The sequence below is a fragment of the Kitasatospora sp. NPDC023118 genome, assembly GCF_055560875.1.
In genome coordinates, this window is the sequence record NZ_JBVHHW010000009.1 from 191,427 (window position 1) to 209,134 (window position 17,708).

15 protein-coding genes are annotated in these 17,708 nt (G+C 73.8%); 8 read left to right on the forward strand and 7 right to left on the reverse strand.

The window, feature by feature from the left end; translation table 11 throughout:
• Nucleotide 1: 1 nt before the first annotated feature.
• Together ACZ3UD_RS14380 and ACZ3UD_RS14385 are read right to left on the reverse strand one after the other, a co-directional pair.
• Entirely contained in the window at nt 2-1,462 is a 1,461-nt protein-coding gene (locus tag ACZ3UD_RS14380; protein ID WP_465586180.1) for a SufS family cysteine desulfurase, read from the reverse strand.
• Nucleotides 1,449-2,864 (reverse strand): family 2B encapsulin nanocompartment shell protein, encoded by a 1,416-nt coding sequence (locus ACZ3UD_RS14385; RefSeq protein WP_465586181.1) that lies wholly within the window; start codon nt 2,862-2,864, stop codon nt 1,449-1,451. Before ACZ3UD_RS14385 ends, ACZ3UD_RS14380 begins: the two co-directional genes overlap by 14 nt.
• A gap of 455 nt (nt 2,865-3,319) precedes the next feature.
• Between ACZ3UD_RS14385 and ACZ3UD_RS14390 the strand changes: the two genes are divergently transcribed.
• Nucleotides 3,320-3,571, forward strand: coding sequence for a hypothetical protein (locus tag ACZ3UD_RS14390; RefSeq protein ID WP_465586183.1), 252 nt, complete (start codon nt 3,320-3,322; stop codon nt 3,569-3,571).
• Between the two features lie 6 nt (nt 3,572-3,577).
• Here ACZ3UD_RS14390 and ACZ3UD_RS14395 read toward each other — a convergent pair whose 3' ends face one another.
• Nucleotides 3,578-4,075, reverse strand: coding sequence for a signal peptide protein (locus tag ACZ3UD_RS14395; RefSeq protein WP_465586185.1), 498 nt, complete (start codon nt 4,073-4,075; stop codon nt 3,578-3,580).
• Nucleotides 4,076-4,374: 299 nt separating this feature from the next.
• Here ACZ3UD_RS14395 and ACZ3UD_RS14400 point away from each other — a divergent pair, with 299 nt between their 5' ends.
• Together ACZ3UD_RS14400 and ACZ3UD_RS14405 are read left to right on the forward strand one after the other, a co-directional pair.
• Nucleotides 4,375-5,793, forward strand: a complete 1,419-nt coding sequence (locus ACZ3UD_RS14400; protein ID WP_465586331.1) for an APC family permease — start codon at nt 4,375-4,377, stop codon at nt 5,791-5,793.
• A gap of 58 nt (nt 5,794-5,851) precedes the next feature.
• Nucleotides 5,852-7,489 carry an amidohydrolase gene (locus tag ACZ3UD_RS14405; RefSeq protein WP_465586187.1) on the forward strand — a complete coding sequence of 546 codons (1,638 nt, stop codon included), beginning with the start codon at nt 5,852-5,854 and terminating at the stop codon, nt 7,487-7,489.
• Nucleotides 7,490-7,595: 106 nt separating this feature from the next.
• Here ACZ3UD_RS14405 and ACZ3UD_RS14410 read toward each other — a convergent pair whose 3' ends face one another.
• Complete coding sequence (locus ACZ3UD_RS14410; RefSeq protein WP_465586189.1) at nt 7,596-8,300, reverse strand: TetR/AcrR family transcriptional regulator; 705 nt, start codon at nt 8,298-8,300, stop codon at nt 7,596-7,598.
• A 538-nt stretch (nt 8,301-8,838) separates the two neighbouring features.
• Between ACZ3UD_RS14410 and ACZ3UD_RS14415 the strand changes: the two genes are divergently transcribed.
• Together ACZ3UD_RS14415 and ACZ3UD_RS14420 are read left to right on the forward strand one after the other, a co-directional pair.
• Nucleotides 8,839-11,577 carry an SdrD B-like domain-containing protein gene (locus tag ACZ3UD_RS14415; RefSeq protein WP_465586191.1) on the forward strand — a complete coding sequence of 913 codons (2,739 nt, stop codon included), beginning with the start codon at nt 8,839-8,841 and terminating at the stop codon, nt 11,575-11,577.
• Nucleotides 11,578-11,699: 122 nt separating this feature from the next.
• Nucleotides 11,700-12,488: a hypothetical protein gene (locus ACZ3UD_RS14420; protein ID WP_465586193.1), complete on the forward strand. Its 789-nt coding sequence runs from the start codon at nt 11,700-11,702 to the stop codon at nt 12,486-12,488.
• Between the two features lie 27 nt (nt 12,489-12,515).
• On the opposite strand, the gene ACZ3UD_RS14425 is transcribed toward ACZ3UD_RS14420, so the two are convergent.
• A complete protein-coding gene (locus tag ACZ3UD_RS14425) occupies nt 12,516-13,001 on the reverse strand; it encodes a hypothetical protein (RefSeq protein ID WP_465586195.1) in 486 nt (161 codons plus the stop codon).
• A 220-nt stretch (nt 13,002-13,221) separates the two neighbouring features.
• Between ACZ3UD_RS14425 and ACZ3UD_RS14430 the strand changes: the two genes are divergently transcribed.
• The 3 genes from ACZ3UD_RS14430 (at nt 13,222) to ACZ3UD_RS14440 (ending at nt 15,787) form a co-directional block, all read left to right on the forward strand.
• The gene (locus ACZ3UD_RS14430; protein ID WP_465586197.1) at nt 13,222-14,379 is read left to right on the forward strand and encodes a baeRF2 domain-containing protein; all 1,158 of its coding nucleotides are present in this window, start codon (nt 13,222-13,224) and stop codon (nt 14,377-14,379) included.
• Between the two features lie 101 nt (nt 14,380-14,480).
• The gene (locus tag ACZ3UD_RS14435; RefSeq protein ID WP_465586199.1) at nt 14,481-14,786 is read left to right on the forward strand and encodes a DUF6296 family protein; all 306 of its coding nucleotides are present in this window, start codon (nt 14,481-14,483) and stop codon (nt 14,784-14,786) included.
• Nucleotides 14,787-15,394: 608 nt separating this feature from the next.
• The gene (locus tag ACZ3UD_RS14440) at nt 15,395-15,787 is read left to right on the forward strand and encodes a hypothetical protein (protein ID WP_465586201.1); all 393 of its coding nucleotides are present in this window, start codon (nt 15,395-15,397) and stop codon (nt 15,785-15,787) included.
• Between the two features lie 30 nt (nt 15,788-15,817).
• Here ACZ3UD_RS14440 and ACZ3UD_RS14445 read toward each other — a convergent pair whose 3' ends face one another.
• Nucleotides 15,818-16,669 (reverse strand): hypothetical protein, encoded by an 852-nt coding sequence (locus ACZ3UD_RS14445; protein WP_465586203.1) that lies wholly within the window; start codon nt 16,667-16,669, stop codon nt 15,818-15,820.
• A gap of 285 nt (nt 16,670-16,954) precedes the next feature.
• On the reverse strand, nt 16,955-17,599 hold the full coding sequence (locus tag ACZ3UD_RS14450) for an SDR family oxidoreductase (RefSeq protein ID WP_465586205.1): 645 nt from the start codon (nt 17,597-17,599) through the stop codon (nt 16,955-16,957).
• Nucleotides 17,600-17,708: the final 109 nt, after the last annotated feature.

The following is a 17,708-nucleotide window of genomic DNA, read 5'->3' on the forward strand; positions in this document are numbered from 1 at the left end:
GTTACGAGGCGGCGGCCTCCGCCTGGATGCCCTGGAGGGCGGTCACCAGGGCATCGACGTCCTGCACGGTGTTGTACAGGGCGAGCGAGGCCCGGGCCGCGCTCTGCAACCCGTAGGCGGCGAGAGCGGGTTGGGCGCAGTGGTGACCGGCGCGGATCGCGATGCCCTGCTGGTCGAGCGCCCCGGCGAGGGCGATCGGGTCGGTCCCGGCGAGCAGGAAGGTCAGCACCCCGATCTTGCCCGGCGCGCTGCCGATCAGCCGGAGCCCGGGTACGGTCGCCAGCGCGGCGGTGGCGTACGCGGTGAGCTGCTCCTCGTGCGCGGTGGCGGCCTGCCGGTCCAGCCCGGACAGGTACCGCAGGGCCGCCCGCAGCCCGGCGACCCCGCCGATGTGGCCGGTGCCGGCCTCCAGGCGGTGCGGAACGGGGGCGTAGGTCGTCTCCGTGAAGCTCACCGAGTCGATCATGTTGCCGCCGCCCTGCCACGGGGGCATGGCCTCCAGCAGCTCCCGTTTGCCGTACAGCGCGCCGATCCCGGTCGGGGCGAAGACCTTGTGCCCCGAGAAGGTGTAGAAGTCGGCGTCCAGGGCGGTGACGTCCACCGGGAAGTGGCTCACCGCCTGGGCGCCGTCGACGAGCACCTTGGCGCCGTACCGGTGGGCGAGCGCGGTCATCTCGGCCACCGGCGGGACCGTCCCCAGCACGTTGGACGCGTGGGTGAGCGCCACCAGTTTGGTGCGGAAGCCGAGCAGGTCCCGGTACGCGTCCTGGTCCAGCTGCCCGTCGGGGAGCAGCGGGATGGGCACGACCCGGGCCCGGCGCTCCTTGGCGATCAGCTGCCAGGGCACCAGGTTGGAGTGGTGCTCGGCGGCGGAGACCAGGATCTCGTCGCCGACGCCCAGGTTGGCCCGGCCCCAGGTCTGCGCGACCAGGTTGACGGCCTCGGTGGTGCCCCGGACGAAGACGATCTCGTCCGGGTCCGGGGTGCCGAGCAGCTTGGCGGCCTCGGCGCGGCCCTCCTCGTAGATCTGGGTGGCCTGTTTGGCGAGGGTGTGCGCGCCGCGGTGGACGTTGGAGGTGCCGGTGGCGTAGTGCTCGCCGACGGCCTCGACCACCTGGCGGGGCTTGAGGGTGGTGGCGCCGTTGTCCAGCCAGACCAGCGGGCGGCCGTTGACCTCGCGGTGCAGCTGCGGGAAGTCGCGGCGGACGGCCTCGACGTCGAATCCGCCGGTGGGTGCGGTGGGCGGCGTGCTCGGGGTGGCCTGGGCGGGCAGCCAGTAGCGGGGGCCGCCGGCGGCGTGGGCGAGCGCGTCGGGGAGCGGGTTCGGGGGCGCGGCGGACAGGGCCGCCGCCGTCGGGACCGTGGCCGTCGGGGCTGCCGCCGTCGGGGTCGTTGCCGTCGCGAGGCCGCCCGGTGCCCCGTGGATCCCCGTACCGCGCCCGAATCCGTCAGGAGTAGTCATGGTAGTTCGACACCTCGACGTTCTGGAGCACCGCGATGGCGTCGTCCACGAGCGCGGCGGTCGAGAAGTAGCCGGTCACCAGGTAGGAGGTGATGGCCTGCCGGTCCACGCCCATCGGGCGCACCGCCAGGCCGGGCTCGACCTCGTCCGGGACCTTCGCCGGTCGCAGGCCCACCACGCCCTGGCGCTCCTCGCCGACGCGCATCAGCAGGATGTTGGTGGTGCCGGGCGCCGAGTTCGCCGAGCCCTTGAGGTCCAGCTTGTCGGACGGCAGCAGCGGCACGCCGCGCCAGGTCAGGAACGGGCTGCCGAACAGCTCGACGATCTGCGGCGGCACCCCGCGCCGGGTGCACTCGCGCCCGAACGCGGCGATCGCCCGCGGATGGGCCAGGAAGAACGCGGGCTGCTTCCAGACCCGGGCGAGCAGTTCGTCCAGGTCGTCGGGGGTGGGCGCGCCCTTGCGGGTGCGCACGCGCTGGGTCGCGGCGACGTTGTTGAGCAGACCGTACTCGGGGTGGTTGAGCATCTCCCACTCCTGACGCTCGCGCAGCGCCTCGACGGTCAGGCGGAGTTGGGCCTGGACCTGGTCGATGTCGGAGTTGTAGATGTCCGCGACGCGGGTGTGCACCTTGAGGACGGTCTGCGCGATGCTCAGCTCGTACTCGCGCGGGCTCTCGTCGTAGTCGACGAAGGTCTCCGGCAGGTACGGCTCGCCGGAGTGACCCGAGTGGAGGTCGATCGGGTGCTCGGGGTCGGTCGGGGTCTGGCCGGCCGTGAACTCGGTCAGCCGGGCGCGCAACGACGGTTCCCGGTCGGCGAGTTCGACGAGTACGCGGCGATCGAGGGAGAGCACGGTACAGCTGGTGACGGCCTTGACCTGGTACGTCGTCGCGGTGCCGTCGGCCCAGGCGGCGGCGTCGAAGAAGTCGCCCTCGCCGAGGACGGCCAGCAGGGCGTCCGAGCCGTACGCGCCGGTGGCGCGCTTCTCGGCGCGGCCGAAGGCGATGATGTGCAGCTGGTCGGCCGGGGCGTCGGCGTCGACGATCAGCTCGCCGGGCGCGACCTCGCGCTCGACGAACCCGCTCGCCAGCGCGGCGAGCACCGGGCTGTCCACCTGGCTGAGGAAGGCCAGCTCGCGCAGGTCCTCGGCGATGACCCGGGTGGCGCCGGCGCCGTCGACGTACGTGCTGACCAGCCCGTCGCCGAGGATGAAGCCCCGGCGGCGGTTGACCCGGTAGACACCCGCCTCCAGGTCGACCCAGGGGAGCGCGCGCAGCAGGTACCGGGGGGTGATCCCGAGCATCTGCGGCACGGTCTTGGTGGTGGTGGCGAGGTTCCGGGCTGCGGAGGTACTGAGGCTCTGCTGGTTGGGCTGGCTCTGCGGAACGGCCTCGGTGGTCACGACTGGTCCTCTCTCCGGTATTTGAACAACCGACGTGTCGTCAGGTGCCGTCAGGTCGACCCGGTGATTGTTGCCCCTGGATTTGATGGGTGTGACCATGTTTGAACTCGCCGGATAGCGGACACTTGCTGCGCGAATGCGGGACGCGAGGTCGCCAAACTCACTCTAACGAGTGACTACTCCTATAAGTGGCGGCGATGCTTTCCCAAGTGGAACTTGGAAGCACGGGGGGCGAGTTGGGGCGCGGCGTGCGCTTCCGATGAGCGCCCCGACGGCCCGCCGCCGCACGGCGACGGGCCGTCGGGGCTGGCCGGCGCAAGCGCTAGTCGCAAGCGCACGCCGGTGTGGTCGGCAACGCCCGGAGGCGGCTGACCGGGGAGAGCCGCAGCGCCATGACGACAGTGGCGGAGCCGGTCGCGGCCACGGTCAGAGCGCACCGGGCACCCAGTTGCCCGGTGAGCAGGCCGGAGGACAGGCCGCCCCTGCACCTGTGGGTGCGGCTACCGTCCGGCCGCACCGAGGCGGCCGTCGCGCAGGCGGCACCGGCGCACGGGGTGTCGGTCAACCTCGGCCACCACCACTTCCCGGCCGAGCCGCCCGCCGGCCACCTGCGCCTGGGCTTCGCCGCTGCCGCCGAACCCGCCGAACTCGCCGAAGCTGCCGCCCGCTTGGGCGCCCTCGTGGCTGCGGGGGCGGACCGGACCTGACCAGGATCAGGCGTAGATCGCCACCCGGGGCTCGACCGAGCCCTGGGCGGGCCCCTTGAGGACCGTCACCCGGTAGTGCTCGGTGAGCGTGTGGTGGCCGTGCAGGACGGTCTTCGCCGGGATGAGGTCGGTGAACAGGGTGCCGGTCTGGCTGCCGAGCGACACGGTGTGCCAGCGCCTGTCCGTCCCCAGCAGTTCGAGTCTGATCTGCGCCGCGTCGAGGAACGGGCCGTTGTCGGGCGACTCGATGAGGATCTGCGGGGCGACCGTCTGGTCCGTCGACGCGGGGTTGCGGTAGGTGACGGTGATCGCGTGCGGCGCGTGGTCGCTGGGGAGCTGGCTGTCGGGCAGGTCGACGAAGCTGACCGGGGCGGCGTTGGTGGTCGGTGTGGGCGCAGGCGTGGAGGCCGCGTGCGAGGACGCCGCGAGCACGGCGGTCGGCAGGACGGCGAGGGCGGCGGCGGTCAGCGCCAGAGCCCGACGGGGGATCGTCCTGGTCGGCATGGCGCCTCCTTCGGTCGTAGGGCGGCGGCTGGGGTTGCCCGGCGGACGGCGTGCGCAGTGTTACGGACAGTCGCCGCCCGGGCGGTTCGTACCCCTCCACCCTGCACGCGCCCGGCGAATGCCGCATCCGCCCGGACCGGTGGAGCCCTTATGACAACGGCATTGACGTGCGAGGGCGCCGCCGGTTTCATGGCTCGCACTTCCCCCACCCCCACCCCCACGACCAAGGCGGTGATCCGTTGGCATCCACGGTGAAGGACACGGGCAGCGGTCCGAGAACGGGCGCCGGCCACGGCGCCATGCACAAGTCCATCGGCCTCCTCGACGGCGCGGTGATCGCCGCCTCCAGTACGGCCGCCACCAGCAGCATCGGCATCGGCCTGGGCCTGATGGCCGGGGTGGTCGGCCTCCACCTGCCCGCGATCATGCTGCTGGCCTTCCTCCCGGTGCTCGCCATCGCGGGCGGCTACGGGCGGCTGAACGCCGTCGAGCCCGACGCCGGCAGCAGCTACCGCTGGGTGGGCCGGACCCTCAGCCCCTGGCTGGGCTTCCTCACCGGCTGGGTGAACACCGTCGGCACGGTGGTCTTCATGGCCTACACCACCACCGTCACCGGCTCGGCGGTCATCCAACTCCTGGACGAAGCGCACCTGCGCAGCATCGCCGGCCTGCGCCTGGACGCCGACTCCACCGTCCAGTGCACCCTGCTCGGCCTCGTCGTCCTGATCGGCGCCGCACTCGTCGCGGTGCGCGGGCTCGATCTCGCCGCCCGGCTGCAGAAGGCGCTGCTGGTCTTCGAGTACCTGGTGCTGCTCGGCTTCTGCGGGTACGGGCTCCTCGCGGGTGACCAACCGTTCTCCCTCCAGTGGTACAACCCCTTCGACATCCCCTCCTTCGGCGCGGTGGCCCAGGGCATGGTGCTGGCGGTGTTCTGCTACTGGGGCTTCGAGTCGGTGTTCAGCGTCGGCGAGGAGGTGCGCGACCCGCGCGACGCCTCCCGGGGCGGCTTCCTCGCCCTGGTGGTGATGATGCTGCTCTTCCTGCTGGCCGGCACCGCCTTCCAACGGGTCCTCCCGCTCGACGAGTTGGCCGACAACGGCGCGCACGGACTGACCTACTTCGGCACCAGGCTCGCCCACCAACCGCTGGCCGCACTGCCGTTGATCGCGCTGACGTTCTCCGCCGTGGCCTCGCTGCAGTCCTCGGTGATCCCGACCGCGCGCGGGATGTACGCGATGGGCCGCGACGGCGTGCTCGGCCCGGTCTGGACCCGGCTGCACCGCAAGCACGCCACCCCCGCCGTCGGCACCCTGCTGATCACCGGCGTCGCCGTCCTGCTGGCCCTCGCCTCGATCGCCATCCCCACCGTCAACGACCTGATCTCGGCCGCCGTCAACGCGATCGGCGTCATCGTCGCGCTCTACTACGCGCTCACCGCCGTCGCGGCCGCCGTCCGCTTCCGCCACCTGCTGCGCACCGACCCGTTGCAGGGGCTGCGCGCCGTGGTCGGCCCGCTGCTCGGCGCCGCCGCGCTGCTCGCCGTCGGCGGCTACCTCGCCTGGACCTTCTACGACTCCGCCGACCACTTCGAACTCTCCGCCGACAACGGCTGGTTCGAGCTGACCGTGGTGGCACTGATGGTCGTCACCGGACTCCCGTCGGCGGCCTGGGCCCGCTGGCGGCGCCGCTCACCGTACTTCCTCCACCCCGCCGACTGAGCGACTCCCGCACGACCGACGCGCAACGCGCAACGCGCAACCCGAGAACGGAGCACCCATGACCCAGGCCGATCTGGTCCTCACCCACGGCCCCATCCACACCGGCGACGCCGCCCGCACCCGGGCGACCAGCCTGGCCGTCACCGGCGAGCGGATCACCGCCGTCGGGCACGACGAGGTCCGCGAGCTGATCGGGCCGAAGACCGAGGTCGTGGACCTCACCGGCAAGCTGCTGCTGCCGGGCTTCCAGGACGCCCACATCCACGCGGTGTACGGCGGAACCGAGTTGGCCGCCTGTGACCTCACCGGCACGGTCGGCGTGGCCGAGTACCTGGGGCGGATCCGCGCCTACGCCGAGGCCAACCCCGGGCAGGCGTGGATCATCGGCAGCGGCTGGTCGCTGGAGAGCTTCGACGGTGGGCTGCCGACCCGGCAGCTGCTCGACTCCGTCGTCCCGGACCGCCCGGTCTACCTCACCAACCGCGACCACCACGGCGCCTGGGTCAACACCCGGGCCCTGGAACTGGCCGGCCTCACCCGCGACACCCCCGACCCGGCCGACGGCCGGATCGAGCGCGAGGGCGACGGCACGCCCAGCGGCACGCTCCAGGAAGGCGCCACCGCCCTGGTCGCCCGGCTGGTGCCGGCCACCACCACCGCCGAGCGGGTGGACGGCCTGCTGCGGGCGCAGCGCCTGCTGCACTCGCTCGGCATCACCGGCTGGCAGGACGCCCTGCTCGGCGAGTTCAACGGCCAGCCGGACCCCTCCGACGCCTACCTGGCCGCCGCCCGCTCCGGCGCCCTGACCGCCCGGGTGACCGGCGCGCTCTGGTGGGACCGCGACCGGGGCGCCGAACAGATCCCCGAACTGCTGGCGCGCCGAACCGAGTTGAGCCAGGGCCGGTTCCGGGCCGGCTCGGTGAAGATCATGCAGGACGGCATCGCGGAGAACTTCACCGCCGCGATGACCAGCCCCTACCTGGACGGCTGCGGCTGCGCCACCGCCAACTCGGGCCTCAGCTTCGTCGATCCGGTCGCACTGCGCGGGTACGTCACCGCACTGGACGCGCTCGGCTTCCAGGTGCACTTCCACGCCCTCGGCGACCGCGCGGTCCGCGAGGCCCTGGACGCCGTCGAGGCCGCCCGCACCGCCAACGGGTGGCGCGACACCCGCCACCACCTCGCCCACCTCCAGGTGGTCCACCCGGACGACGTCCCCCGCTTCGCCCGGCTCGGCGCGATCGCCAACATCCAGCCGCTGTGGGCCGCCCACGAACCGCAGATGGACGAGCTGACCATTCCCTTCCTCGGCCCCGAACGCGCCGCCTGGCAGTACCCGTTCGGCGCGCTCCAGCGCGCGGGCGCCACCCTGGCGGCGGGCAGCGACTGGCCGGTGAGCAGCCCGGATCCGCTGGCCGGCCTGCACGTGGCGGTCAACCGGATGGAGCCGGAGGCCGTCGACGGCCGGGTCTTCCTGCCCGAGCAGCGCCTGGACCTCGGCGCCGCCCTCGCCGCCTACACGGCCGGCTCCGCCCATCTGAACGGCCACGACGACGCGGGCACGCTGGCCGTCGGGCAGCTCGCCGACCTGGTCGTCCTCGACCGGGACATCCTGACCGGACCCGCCGAGGAGATCGCGGCGGCCCGGGTGCTGCGGACGTACGTCGGCGGCGAGTTGGTCCACGCCGCCGACTGACCGTGCCCGCCCCGTCGCACCGTTCGCCGTCGCCGGGCCGACCGGGCCCGGCGACGGTCGGCCTTCGGAGCCGTGCCCTCGCCGAGCCCCGCGCCCGGCCCCATGCTCAGCCCGTCGCCGCCAGCCGGGCCGCGGCCGCGTCCAGGAGCAGGTCGAGGGCGTACGGGTAGCCGCTGCGCCGCATGTCGCCGGTGAGCAGGTGGGCGGTGGCCGCGATGTTCGGGTGGGTGGCGGCGTCGAGGCGCGCGTAGGACGCCTGCCAGACCTCCAGGTCCGCGCGGGCCGCCGGAGCGGGCAGGGCGAGGGCGGCGGCGTCCAGCGCGGCGAACCCCAGGCTCTGGTCCACGAAGGCGTGGTAGATCCGCACCGCCTCCGGGTTCGGGAAGCCCGCCCTGCGCAGGACCCCGAGGATCGCCTCGACGGCGGCGGTCTCGTGGGTGCGGCCGGTGGTGCGGTGGGCGGCCAGTACGGCGGCCTGCGGGTGGGCCTGGTAGGCGGAGTGGATCCGCAGGCCGATGGCCCTCAGATCGGCCCGCCAGTCGCCGGTCGGCTGCCAGCCCGCCTGCGCGCGCCCGATCAGCTCGTCGGCGATGGCCAGCAGCAGGTCGTCGGTGCTGTGGAAGTAGCGGTAGACCGCGCTGGGGTCGGCGCCGAGGGCGGTGCCGAGCCGTCGGACGGTGAGGGCGTCGGCCCCGTGCTGTCCTATCAGCCGCAGCGCGGTGTCGACGATCAGCTCCCGGGAGAGCACCACGCCCTGCTTGGTGGGCCGGCGGCGTCGGCGTTCGGGTTCGGGCACCACGCGTTCGCTCATGCCCGACAGGTTATGTCAACGGCCTTGATGTAGGACAGGGGCCGGTCGGATCCCGGACCGGAGCACGGCTCGGTCCGGCGGTCGGGCTTCGGTGGAAGGGTGTTCCTGGGGCTGGTGGGCCGGAATGAATCGTGGGCAATTCTGTGCGAGCTGTGCCGAAATTCCGAGGCATCCGTAGTGCTGTTCGAGTGGTCGTTCACTCTGCGCGGTCGAACAGCTTTGTCGACATGGCGCTCGTTCTGCGCCGAGCGGCCGCCTGGAGCCGGATCCGCGCTGGTCAGACCGGTCGTGCCGTGGGCGGACGTCGAGCGGCGGCTTGGTGGATACGTCTGACGGTTCATCAAAGTTCCACGTTTTGCCACCCGGTTGGGTGAAGCCGCTTTAAGCTCATGTTAATCATGGCGGTTTCAGGCCGCGCTGTGGACTCCCTCATGAAGTCGGGCCCGCAAGGCCCTTCTCGACGATGAGAGCAGGGATGAGAACAACGACAGAACAGACGAACGGCGTTGCCCGCGGCCCGAACCGGCGACGGTCCGGTATGCCCGGCCGCCGCGCCGTCGGCCGCCTCGCGGCGCTCGCCATCGCAGTCGGCAGCAGCTCGCTGGCCGCCGTCCCGGCGGCGGTCTCGCAGACCGGGGACGGCACGGTGACGGTCCGGGTGATCCGGGCCGTCGACACCAGCGGGGTGTGGTCGGGGCCCGCGCTGGAGCCGGGGATGGCGGGCGTGAAGGTCACGCTCACCGATGACTCCGGTGTCGGGATCGACGGCGTCACGGCGGCGGACGGCACGGTGACGCTGGCCCCGGCGTCGACCAAGGTGACCGGCGGCAAGTACCGGGTGCAGGTGGTGAACCCGAAGCCGGGCGTGCTCTTCCCGGCCTTCGCCTCGCGGCAGGGGCTGGACGGCGCGCCCAACCAGCTCAGCAGCAACGAGGAGTTCGTCGACCTCTCCGGAGGCAAGAAGGTCTCCTACACCACCGGGCTCTGGTACCCGGGGGACTACTGCCAGAAGAACGCCACCCTGGTGACCACCTGCCAGACCGCCACCTACCAGGGCGGGGCCCAGCGCACGCTGGTCTCCTTCCCGTACAGCGCGCGCGGCCAGGACGGCGTCACCGCCAACGCCACCAACATCGCCACCGACGCCGAGACCGGCACGCTGTACGGCATCGCGTGGAACAAGGCCGACAAGCGGGTCTTCTCGGCGGCGACGGCCAAGCGAACCACCGACTACGGCCCCGGCGGCCCCGGCGGGATCTACGTCACCGACCTGGCGCAGAAGAAGACGACGGTCTTCACCACCGTTCCGAACGCCGGAAGTACGGCGCACGGGCCGGGGACGGACAACGCCTTCCTCGACGTGCCCGGCAAGGAGAGCCTGGGCGGCATCAAGATCACCGACGACGGCAAGGACCTCTTCGTCGTCAACTTGAACGACCGTCAGCTGTACCGCTACGACGCCACGGCGGCGACGGCGTCGGCGCCGAAGGCCGTCTACGCGATCCCGGACCCGGGCTGCCCGTCGGTCGGGGACTGGCGGCCGTTCGGCCTCGGTCTGCAGGACGGCACGGGTTACCTCGGCGGGGTGTGCTCCGGCCAGTCCACGGGCAAGCTCGCGGACGTGCGCGCCGTGGTCCTGCCGTTCGACCTCGGCACCGGGGCGTTCGGCAAGGCGGTGCTGAACCAGCCGCTGGACTACCCGCGCCAGTCCACCGTCGGTTCGGGCCCGTGCGACGGCGCGGGCTGGTTCCCGTGGACCAACACCTTCCCGGGCTCGCAGAACGGCAAGGCGTGCGGCAACACCACCATCGCCTTCCCCGAACCGGAGCTGGGCGAGATCCTGTTCGAGACCGACGGTTCGATGCTGCTGGCCTTCCGCGACCGATTCGCCGACCGCGGGCCGGGCGCCCCGGCGCCGAACTCGGCCACCGTCATGTCCGGCGGCGATCTGAACAAGGCCTGCCTGTCGAACGGCATGTACGTGATGGACACCAACCTCGGCTGCGGGAAGACCGTCCGGGGCGCCCGGTTCTTCGCCACCGGCTGGGATGAGGTGGGTCACCACAACTCGGTGTTCGCCGGCATGGCGCTCTCCAAGGTCGAGAGCACCATCGCCGCCTCCGCTTTCGACCCGGACCACACCCCGGTCGGCTACGGCACGTCGTTCATGGAGCGTGCGGACGGCGCGCACGACCCGAAGTTCGGTTTGCGGTTGACCCCGGCGACGACCAGCTCCCCCTTCGGCAAGGGCGCCGCGATGGGTGACCTCGAAGTGCTCTGCGACCAGGCACCGCTGCAGATCGGCAACCGGGTCTGGTACGACCCCGAGCGCAAGGGCATCCAGAACCCGGGTCAGCTCCCGGTGAAGGGCGCCACCGTGAACCTCTACGACGAGTCGGGCAAGGTGGTCGGCACCACCAAGACGACGGCGCGCGGCGAGTACTACTTCGACGACAGCAACGTCACCGGCGGCCTCAAGCCGCACACCAAGTACACCATCCGCATCGACAACCCGGCCGACTACGCCAAGGGCGGCCCCCTGTACCAGTGGGTGCCCACCGACCACGACGTCGGCGACAACCACTTCATCGACTCCAAGGGCGTCGTCCCCGACAACGCCAAGTTCCCCGAACGGGCGCTGACCACCGGCGGACCGGGCGAGAACGACCACACCTACGACTTCGGCTACCGCCAGCAGGAGGGCGCGCTGAAGCTGGTCAAGCACGACCAGGACGGCAAGCCGCTGGCCGGGGCCAAGTTCCAGCTGTGGCACGAGACCAACGGCACCGGCGGCCTCCAGACCACGGGCACCAAGCCGGACACGCCCGTCGGTGGCCCCTGCACGACCGGCGCCGACGGCATCTGCCGGGGCAGCGGCACGGTCGGGACGTACTACTGGCAGGAACTGAGCCCGCCGGACGGCTACTCGGCCCCGGACACCACGGTCTTCGGCCCGCTGGTGCTCACCGCCGACAACCTCGACGCGGGCGTCTCGGTGACGGCCGTCAACAAGCTGATCCCCACCCCGACACCCACCCCGACACCCACCCCGACACCCACCCCGACCCCGACCGGGTCGCCGACGCCCATCCCGGCGCCGACGACCCCGACCACACCCGGTACCCCGGCCCCGCCGGCCCCGGCACCGGGCGGGCAACTGCCCCACACCGGCGCGAGTGACGCAACGCCGCTGCTGGTGACCGGCGCCGTGGCGCTCGTCATCCTCGGTGCGGCGCTGTTCGTGCTGGCGCGCCGACGCAGGGCCCAGCACCGATAGTCGTTCCGTCATGACGGGGTGACAGCCAGGCTCGGGCGGGTTCGCGGACCATGGGTCCGGGGCCCGCCCGAGTCCTGTGACGGAACAGTCCTGTGACAGAACAGATGGGAGAAGGCAACCGCATGGCCCGCAAGACGAAGACCGCCGCCCGTCCGCCCCGCCGGAGGGCCCGCTGGCTGGGGGCACTGATCGCGATCGCGGTCTGCGGCGCCGTGGCGGGCGGTGTCGTCGCCTACGAGACCGTCTCCGACGAGGACTCGGAGCGCCCGGTCACGACGGACGAGGCGTCTCGGCTGGCGCTGTCCCGGCTGAACCTCTACCAGGCGAGCCCGGTGGGGGTGGTGCTCACCGCGTCCGAGGGCGGGGGAGTGCGGGTCCGGGTCGAGGGCGTGGTCGACTACCGCACCCACCGGGGTGCCGGGCGCTACCGGACCACCGGCGCGAGCGGGCCGCTCGACCACGGCCTGGTCGTCTGGGACACCGGTGGCCTCGGCCTGGCCCCCGAGCCGGAGGGCGACCCGGCCCCGCCCTGGCAGCAGGCCGAACGCGTCCCCCGGGCCGGCTGGTCCCCGCGCTCGTACACCGCGGACCCGTTGGACGCCGGCCTCCAACTGCTCATCCAGGTCGGCGCCGACCGCCCGGACAACCCGCTGCTGCTCGCCCAGTCCGGCGCCCGCTGGCTGGGCCGCGACCGGATCGGAGACCGCGGCTACGACCGCTTCGCGGGCCCCCGCGCCCAGGGCTCCGCCCCGGACGGCGCGCGCTCGCCGCTGACGTACTGGGTGGACGGCGACGGCACGCTGGGGCGGGTGACCATGCAGATCGCGGGCCTGGGCACCCCGACCACCGTGGACTTCGCCGGGCGCAACGCCGACGCCAAGCTCCCCGAGGCGCCCTGGCTCGCCGGCTGAGGTCAACCGCCGGGTGTCGTACCGGGGTTACGGTCGGCTCCGGTCCACCGGGGCCACGTCCGAGGCGAGCGTGTGGCCGCCGCCCGGCGGGCAGTCGGTGACGAAGCAGTCGCCGTCGGCGGCCAGCGCGGCCTGGGCGGCGGAGTGGACGCCGTTGCCGAACACCACGGCCAGGTGGCCACCGGGCCCGAGGCCCGCCGGGACGCCGACCTCGGCGATGCCGTCGCCGTCGGTGACGGTGGCGCCCAGGAAGCGGCCCGCCGCCGAATAGAACCTGACGGTCAACCCGGCCAGCGGCTCGCCCGTCCGGGCATGGACGGCGGCCGCGCTCAGACTCGTGGGCCGCGGCCGGCTGACGCCCAGGGCGACGGGCACCGCATCGGGCCGGTCCACCCGCTCGGGCACCGGCGGCGCCGCGACGGCGGACGCCACCGCGCGGGCCCCGGCCCCGAGGCCCAGCGCGGCGAGGACGACGGCGACGGCCGTGGGGGTGTGGCGTCGGGACAACCTCATGGCGGAACGGCCGGGAAGCCCCATCTGCCCTCCAGCGAATCGAAACGGTGCACGGTCGGGCACCATACGTACCAGAATGCACACACACCGTAGCCGGACAGCCTCGGGCCGGGCTCCCCGCAGCCCCCGTACGGATGACGGAGCCGCTCCACCCGGCCGGGTGTCCACCGGCCGCAGCCGGGTAGGCGTTCCAGTAGCCCACCGATTTCGGGAGGCCGCCATGGACCTCGCGTTCCTCACCCCGCTGCTCGACCGGCCCGGCCCCTGGGCCTCCGTCTACCTCGACACCTCCCGTGCCACCGAGGACGCCGCCCAGCGCCGGGCGCTTCTCGACCGCGCGGCCGTCCACCGGCTGGCCGGGCAGGGCGCCGACGAGCGCACCCGCGCCGCCGTCCGGGAGCGGCTGGCCGCCGAGCCGGCCGAAGGCTCCCCGCCGGGGCGGGCGCTGTTCGCCGCCGACGGCGCGGTCGCGGTCGACGCCCCGCTCGCCGACTCGCCGCCCGACGTCGCCACCAGCTGGGCGGCACTGCCGCACACCGCCCCGCTGCTCGATCTGCTCGACGACGCCGTCCCGCGCTGCCTGGTGGTGGCCGTCGACCGCACCGGCGCCGAACTGGAACGCCGTGAGCTCGGCGGCGCCGCGCGGATGGGCACCGTCGAGGGGCGGCAGTTGCAGGGCCGCGGCCACCGCGCGCCACCCGCCGACCGGTACGAATGGCACTATCGGCACCGGGTCGAGGACGCCTGGGACCGCACCGCCGGGATCATCGCCGACCACCTGGCCCGGATCTGGCCGGGCAGCGGCGCCGACCTGCTCGTCCTTACCGGCGACGTGCGCGAGCGCCGGGCCGTCCGCGAGCTGCTGCCCCGGCAGCTGCGGCCGGACACCGTCGAGGTGGAGGGCGGCGGCCGGGCCGACGGCACCGCCCGGGAGGCCTTCGACCAGCGGATCACGGCCGCCTGGAACAGCCATCGGACCCGCCACCTGGACACCGTGCTGGACGCCTTCCGCACCGGCATCGGCCGCCCGGGCGAGCACGGCACCGACGCCGCCGGCACCGAGACCGCACCCGGCGCCGCCGCCCAGGGCGTGCCCGCCGTGGTGACCGCCGCCCGGCAGCACCAGCTCGCCGCGCTGCTGCTCCAGTCGGGCGGCCACGACCCGGAGCGCCCGGTGTGGACCGGCCCGCGGCCCGAGCACATCGGCGTCCAGCGGGCCGACCTGCGGGCCATGGGCGTCGCCGAGCCGCGGCAGGCCCCGGCCGCCGACGCGCTGTTGCGCTGTGCGACGGCCGTCGGGGCCGAGGCGCTGCTGGTGCCGGAGGCCGTCCCGGGCCCGCCCGGTGGCCTCGGCGCCGTCCTGCGCTGGTCCGCCTGAACCCGGGCACGACGCCGGGGCGGTCACAGTTCGTGTACAACCGCACCGGCGTGGAGGAGAATCGACTACGCGAGTGGGGGAGCCACTGGAGGAGGCCGACGATGAAACGCCTTGAGCGCCGCTATGCGGTGACCCTGCCCGGACCGATCCGCGGGCACGCCCCACCGGCCGTCGTGGTGGTCCATGCCACCGAGGCCGTGGGCCCCGGCGGATCCCTGGTCTGGGAGAGCGCGGACGGCGACCTCCGGGTGGAGATCACGGGCGAGGTGGCCACCGTCCTGGCCGCGCCCGCCGGGACGCCGCGGCACCCCTGCCTGCACGCCGTGTCACTGCCGCCGCGCGCCCCGGAGGTCCGGCGCGCCCCGGGCACCCGGGGCACCCGGTCCGTGGCGCACTCCGGCGGCTGACCGTCCGCACGGATCAGCCCTCGCCGCCCCGCTCGGCCTCACCCCCGTCGCCGTCCACCGGGGCCCCGGGCCCGTCCGGCTCCAGCACGAAGGGCCCGCGCGGGCGAGCCCCTTCGTCACTCCCGGTGGGCGGCTACAGGGTCGCCCGTTGGTGCCGGCACCAGCACCGGGCCGACGGCCAGACACAGCGCGAGGGCCGCGCTGGGCGGCCCTCGGAGCGGGTTGGATCTGAGCGGGGGTTGTGGGGGTTCGAAGGCCAAGGGCCTACGCGGGCCTGGAGGAGGTGCTGGAGACCAAGGACGGCGGCGCCAACCGGAGGAGCGTCCACGGCCCGTACTGGAACTTCCCGTTCCCGTGCTGGAGCATCGACCCCGGCAAGCAGACCGGCGACTGCTCGCCGACCGTCCACTCCGAGGCGACGACAACAAGACGACAACAACCAGAACTGACCCGTCCACGCCCGACCGGTGCCCGGCCCGCTCACCCCGAGCAGGCCGGGCACCGGCCTGTCGGAACCGGATCAGCCCCGCGCACGTCCAACCCCGGAAATTTCGAAACCCGGAAACCCGGAAACCCCCTGGGCACCACGAGACCGGAGAAGCCCTCCCGTGAAGAGACACCTCGCCGTTCCGGCGGCCACCCTGCTCCTGGTCCTGACCGCGGGTGCCTGCTCCTCCGGCGGCGGCTCCGCGCCGACTCCGACCGACCCTTCCACGCAGAGCACAGCCCCGCCGTCGGTCGGCCCCGCCGACCCCACGCTGACCCCCACCACCGCACCGGGCGCGCCGACGGCCGGTGGGGGAGCGGCCACCCCGTCGGCCCCCGCCGGCCACACCGCCGCCCCGAGCGGGGCGCCGTCCAAGGGGCCCGCGGTCACGGAGAGCCGGCCGCCCGCGACCACGGCGCCGAGCCCGGCCACCACCGTGCCCCCGGGCGACGGGGACAACCCGATCGACCTCCAGCACCGGCCCGGCGCCTCGCCGCCCCGCCCGGCGGGCTGACCCGACGGGCGACTGGAGGGCCGGATCGTCTCAACAGCCGTAGTCGGTCGGGTCCTTGTCGAGGGACAGCACGGGGGCCGGGTCGGGCGCCTCCGCCGGGTCCGGGTCGCTCCGCTCGATCCGGGCCAGCAGCCGGGCGACGGAGTCGGTGCGCTCGCGCAGCACCGCGACGTGTGCCGCCTGGTCGGGAGGGACGGCCTGCTCGGCGGGCAGGACCGGGATGCCGCGCTGCCGGGCGGTGGCGATCAGGCTCTCGCCGACCCGGCCGACCACGACGAGGGTGGCGGCGGCGAAGGAGCCCGCGTCCACGGTGCGCTGGCGGCCGAGCAGGCCGCGGTACACGAGCCGGGTCGGGACGGTCAGCTCGTCCAGCCGCTGGTCGACCGAGCCGCGTTCGAGCGCCGCGAGGACGACGGTGGCCAGCGCCTCGCCGGCCTTGGTGACGGCCCACTTGCGGCCGGGCACGGGCGGCAGGAACTCGCGGATCCGGTCCACGTCCTGCTCCAGCGCGGTGGTGGTCAGCACCTCGAAGGCGTTGCGGGTGCGGATCTCGACGACCTTGTCCCACTCGACCTCCTCGCCGTCGAAGCCGACCTTCGTCGACCCCAGGTGCACGGCTCCGAAGCCGTCGAGGAGCCCGAGCAGCTTGTGCGCCACGGCGGGGGTCCGGGGGTGACGGCCGATTAAGGTGCCCACCGACAGCTTCCACGGCTCGGTGGCGGGAACCGGCGGTGGAGCGACCGAGCCGAGGGCCGTCAGCGCCCACCGCCCGCCCGCCGCCGACCTGCCGCCCCGCAGCACCGCCTGCCGCCCGGCCTCGCCCAACTCGGCCGCCGCCCCGATCAGGCGCCCCAGACCGCCCGCCCGCTCACCCGTACCCAACCGCCCGCCCCTCTCCTGAACCTCTGAACCTCATCTGCACCTCATCTGCACCTCATCGCCAACGCGCAGACGCGCCATCGTACGGTCGGCGCACTCGCTCCGGCGCAGGTGGAGGCCGCCCGGCGGGTCGGGCGGATGACGGCGGTCGGGGCGATGCGGGCGGCGTAGCGGAGGGCATCGTCAACGCGGCTGTGCGGACGGTTACTTGCTGACGACTACTCGCTGACGAGTACGTGCTGACGGGTACGTGCGGACGAGTGCTCGGTGCGCCTCACCCGGGCGTCCTCAGTGGGCCGAGCGGCCCGCGCCACCGGCCACCGTGACCTCGGCGCCGCTGATGTAGGAGGCCAGCGGGGAGCCGAGGAGGGCGATCACGGGGGCGACCTCCTCGGGGCGGCCCATCCGGCCGAGCGGGACGCCCCGGCGGCGCACCCACTCGGTGGCCCACTGCTCGTAGGGCCGGCCGGTGTCGCTGGCGGCGTGGACGGCCCTCTGCCGTGCGGTGTCGATGATCCCGAGGCTGACGGTGTTGACCAGGATGCCGTCGTCGGCGAGTTCGGTGGCCATCGAGCGGGCCAGGCTGGCGAGCGCGGCGCGGGCCGCGCTCGCCGTGACCAGGGCGGGTTCGGGTTCGCGGCCGATCAGGGCGCCGATCAGGACGACCCGCGCGGCGTCCGAGCGGCGCAGCCAGGGCAGGGCGGCCCGGACGGGGTGCACGGCGCCCAGGACCGTGCTCTCCAGGACGGCCTGCCACTGCTCCGGTGCGGCCTCGGCGAAGCTGTCCGGCGCGCCCTCGCCCGCGTTCGCCACCACAGCGTCGATCCGGCCCAGGTGCTGTGCGGCCGCCTGGATGAATCCGGTCACCGCGGTCGCGTCGCGGACTTCGACCTCACCACGGACGGCGCCCTCCTGGTCCGTCCCGGCGGCCACCTCGCCCGGCGGGCCCCGCACCCGTCGGCCGACGGCGCCGGACTGCGCGAGGTCCTGCGCCGGATCCTCTCCGCCTGAGCCGCCGCCCGGCCGGGCCCGGAGAGCGTTG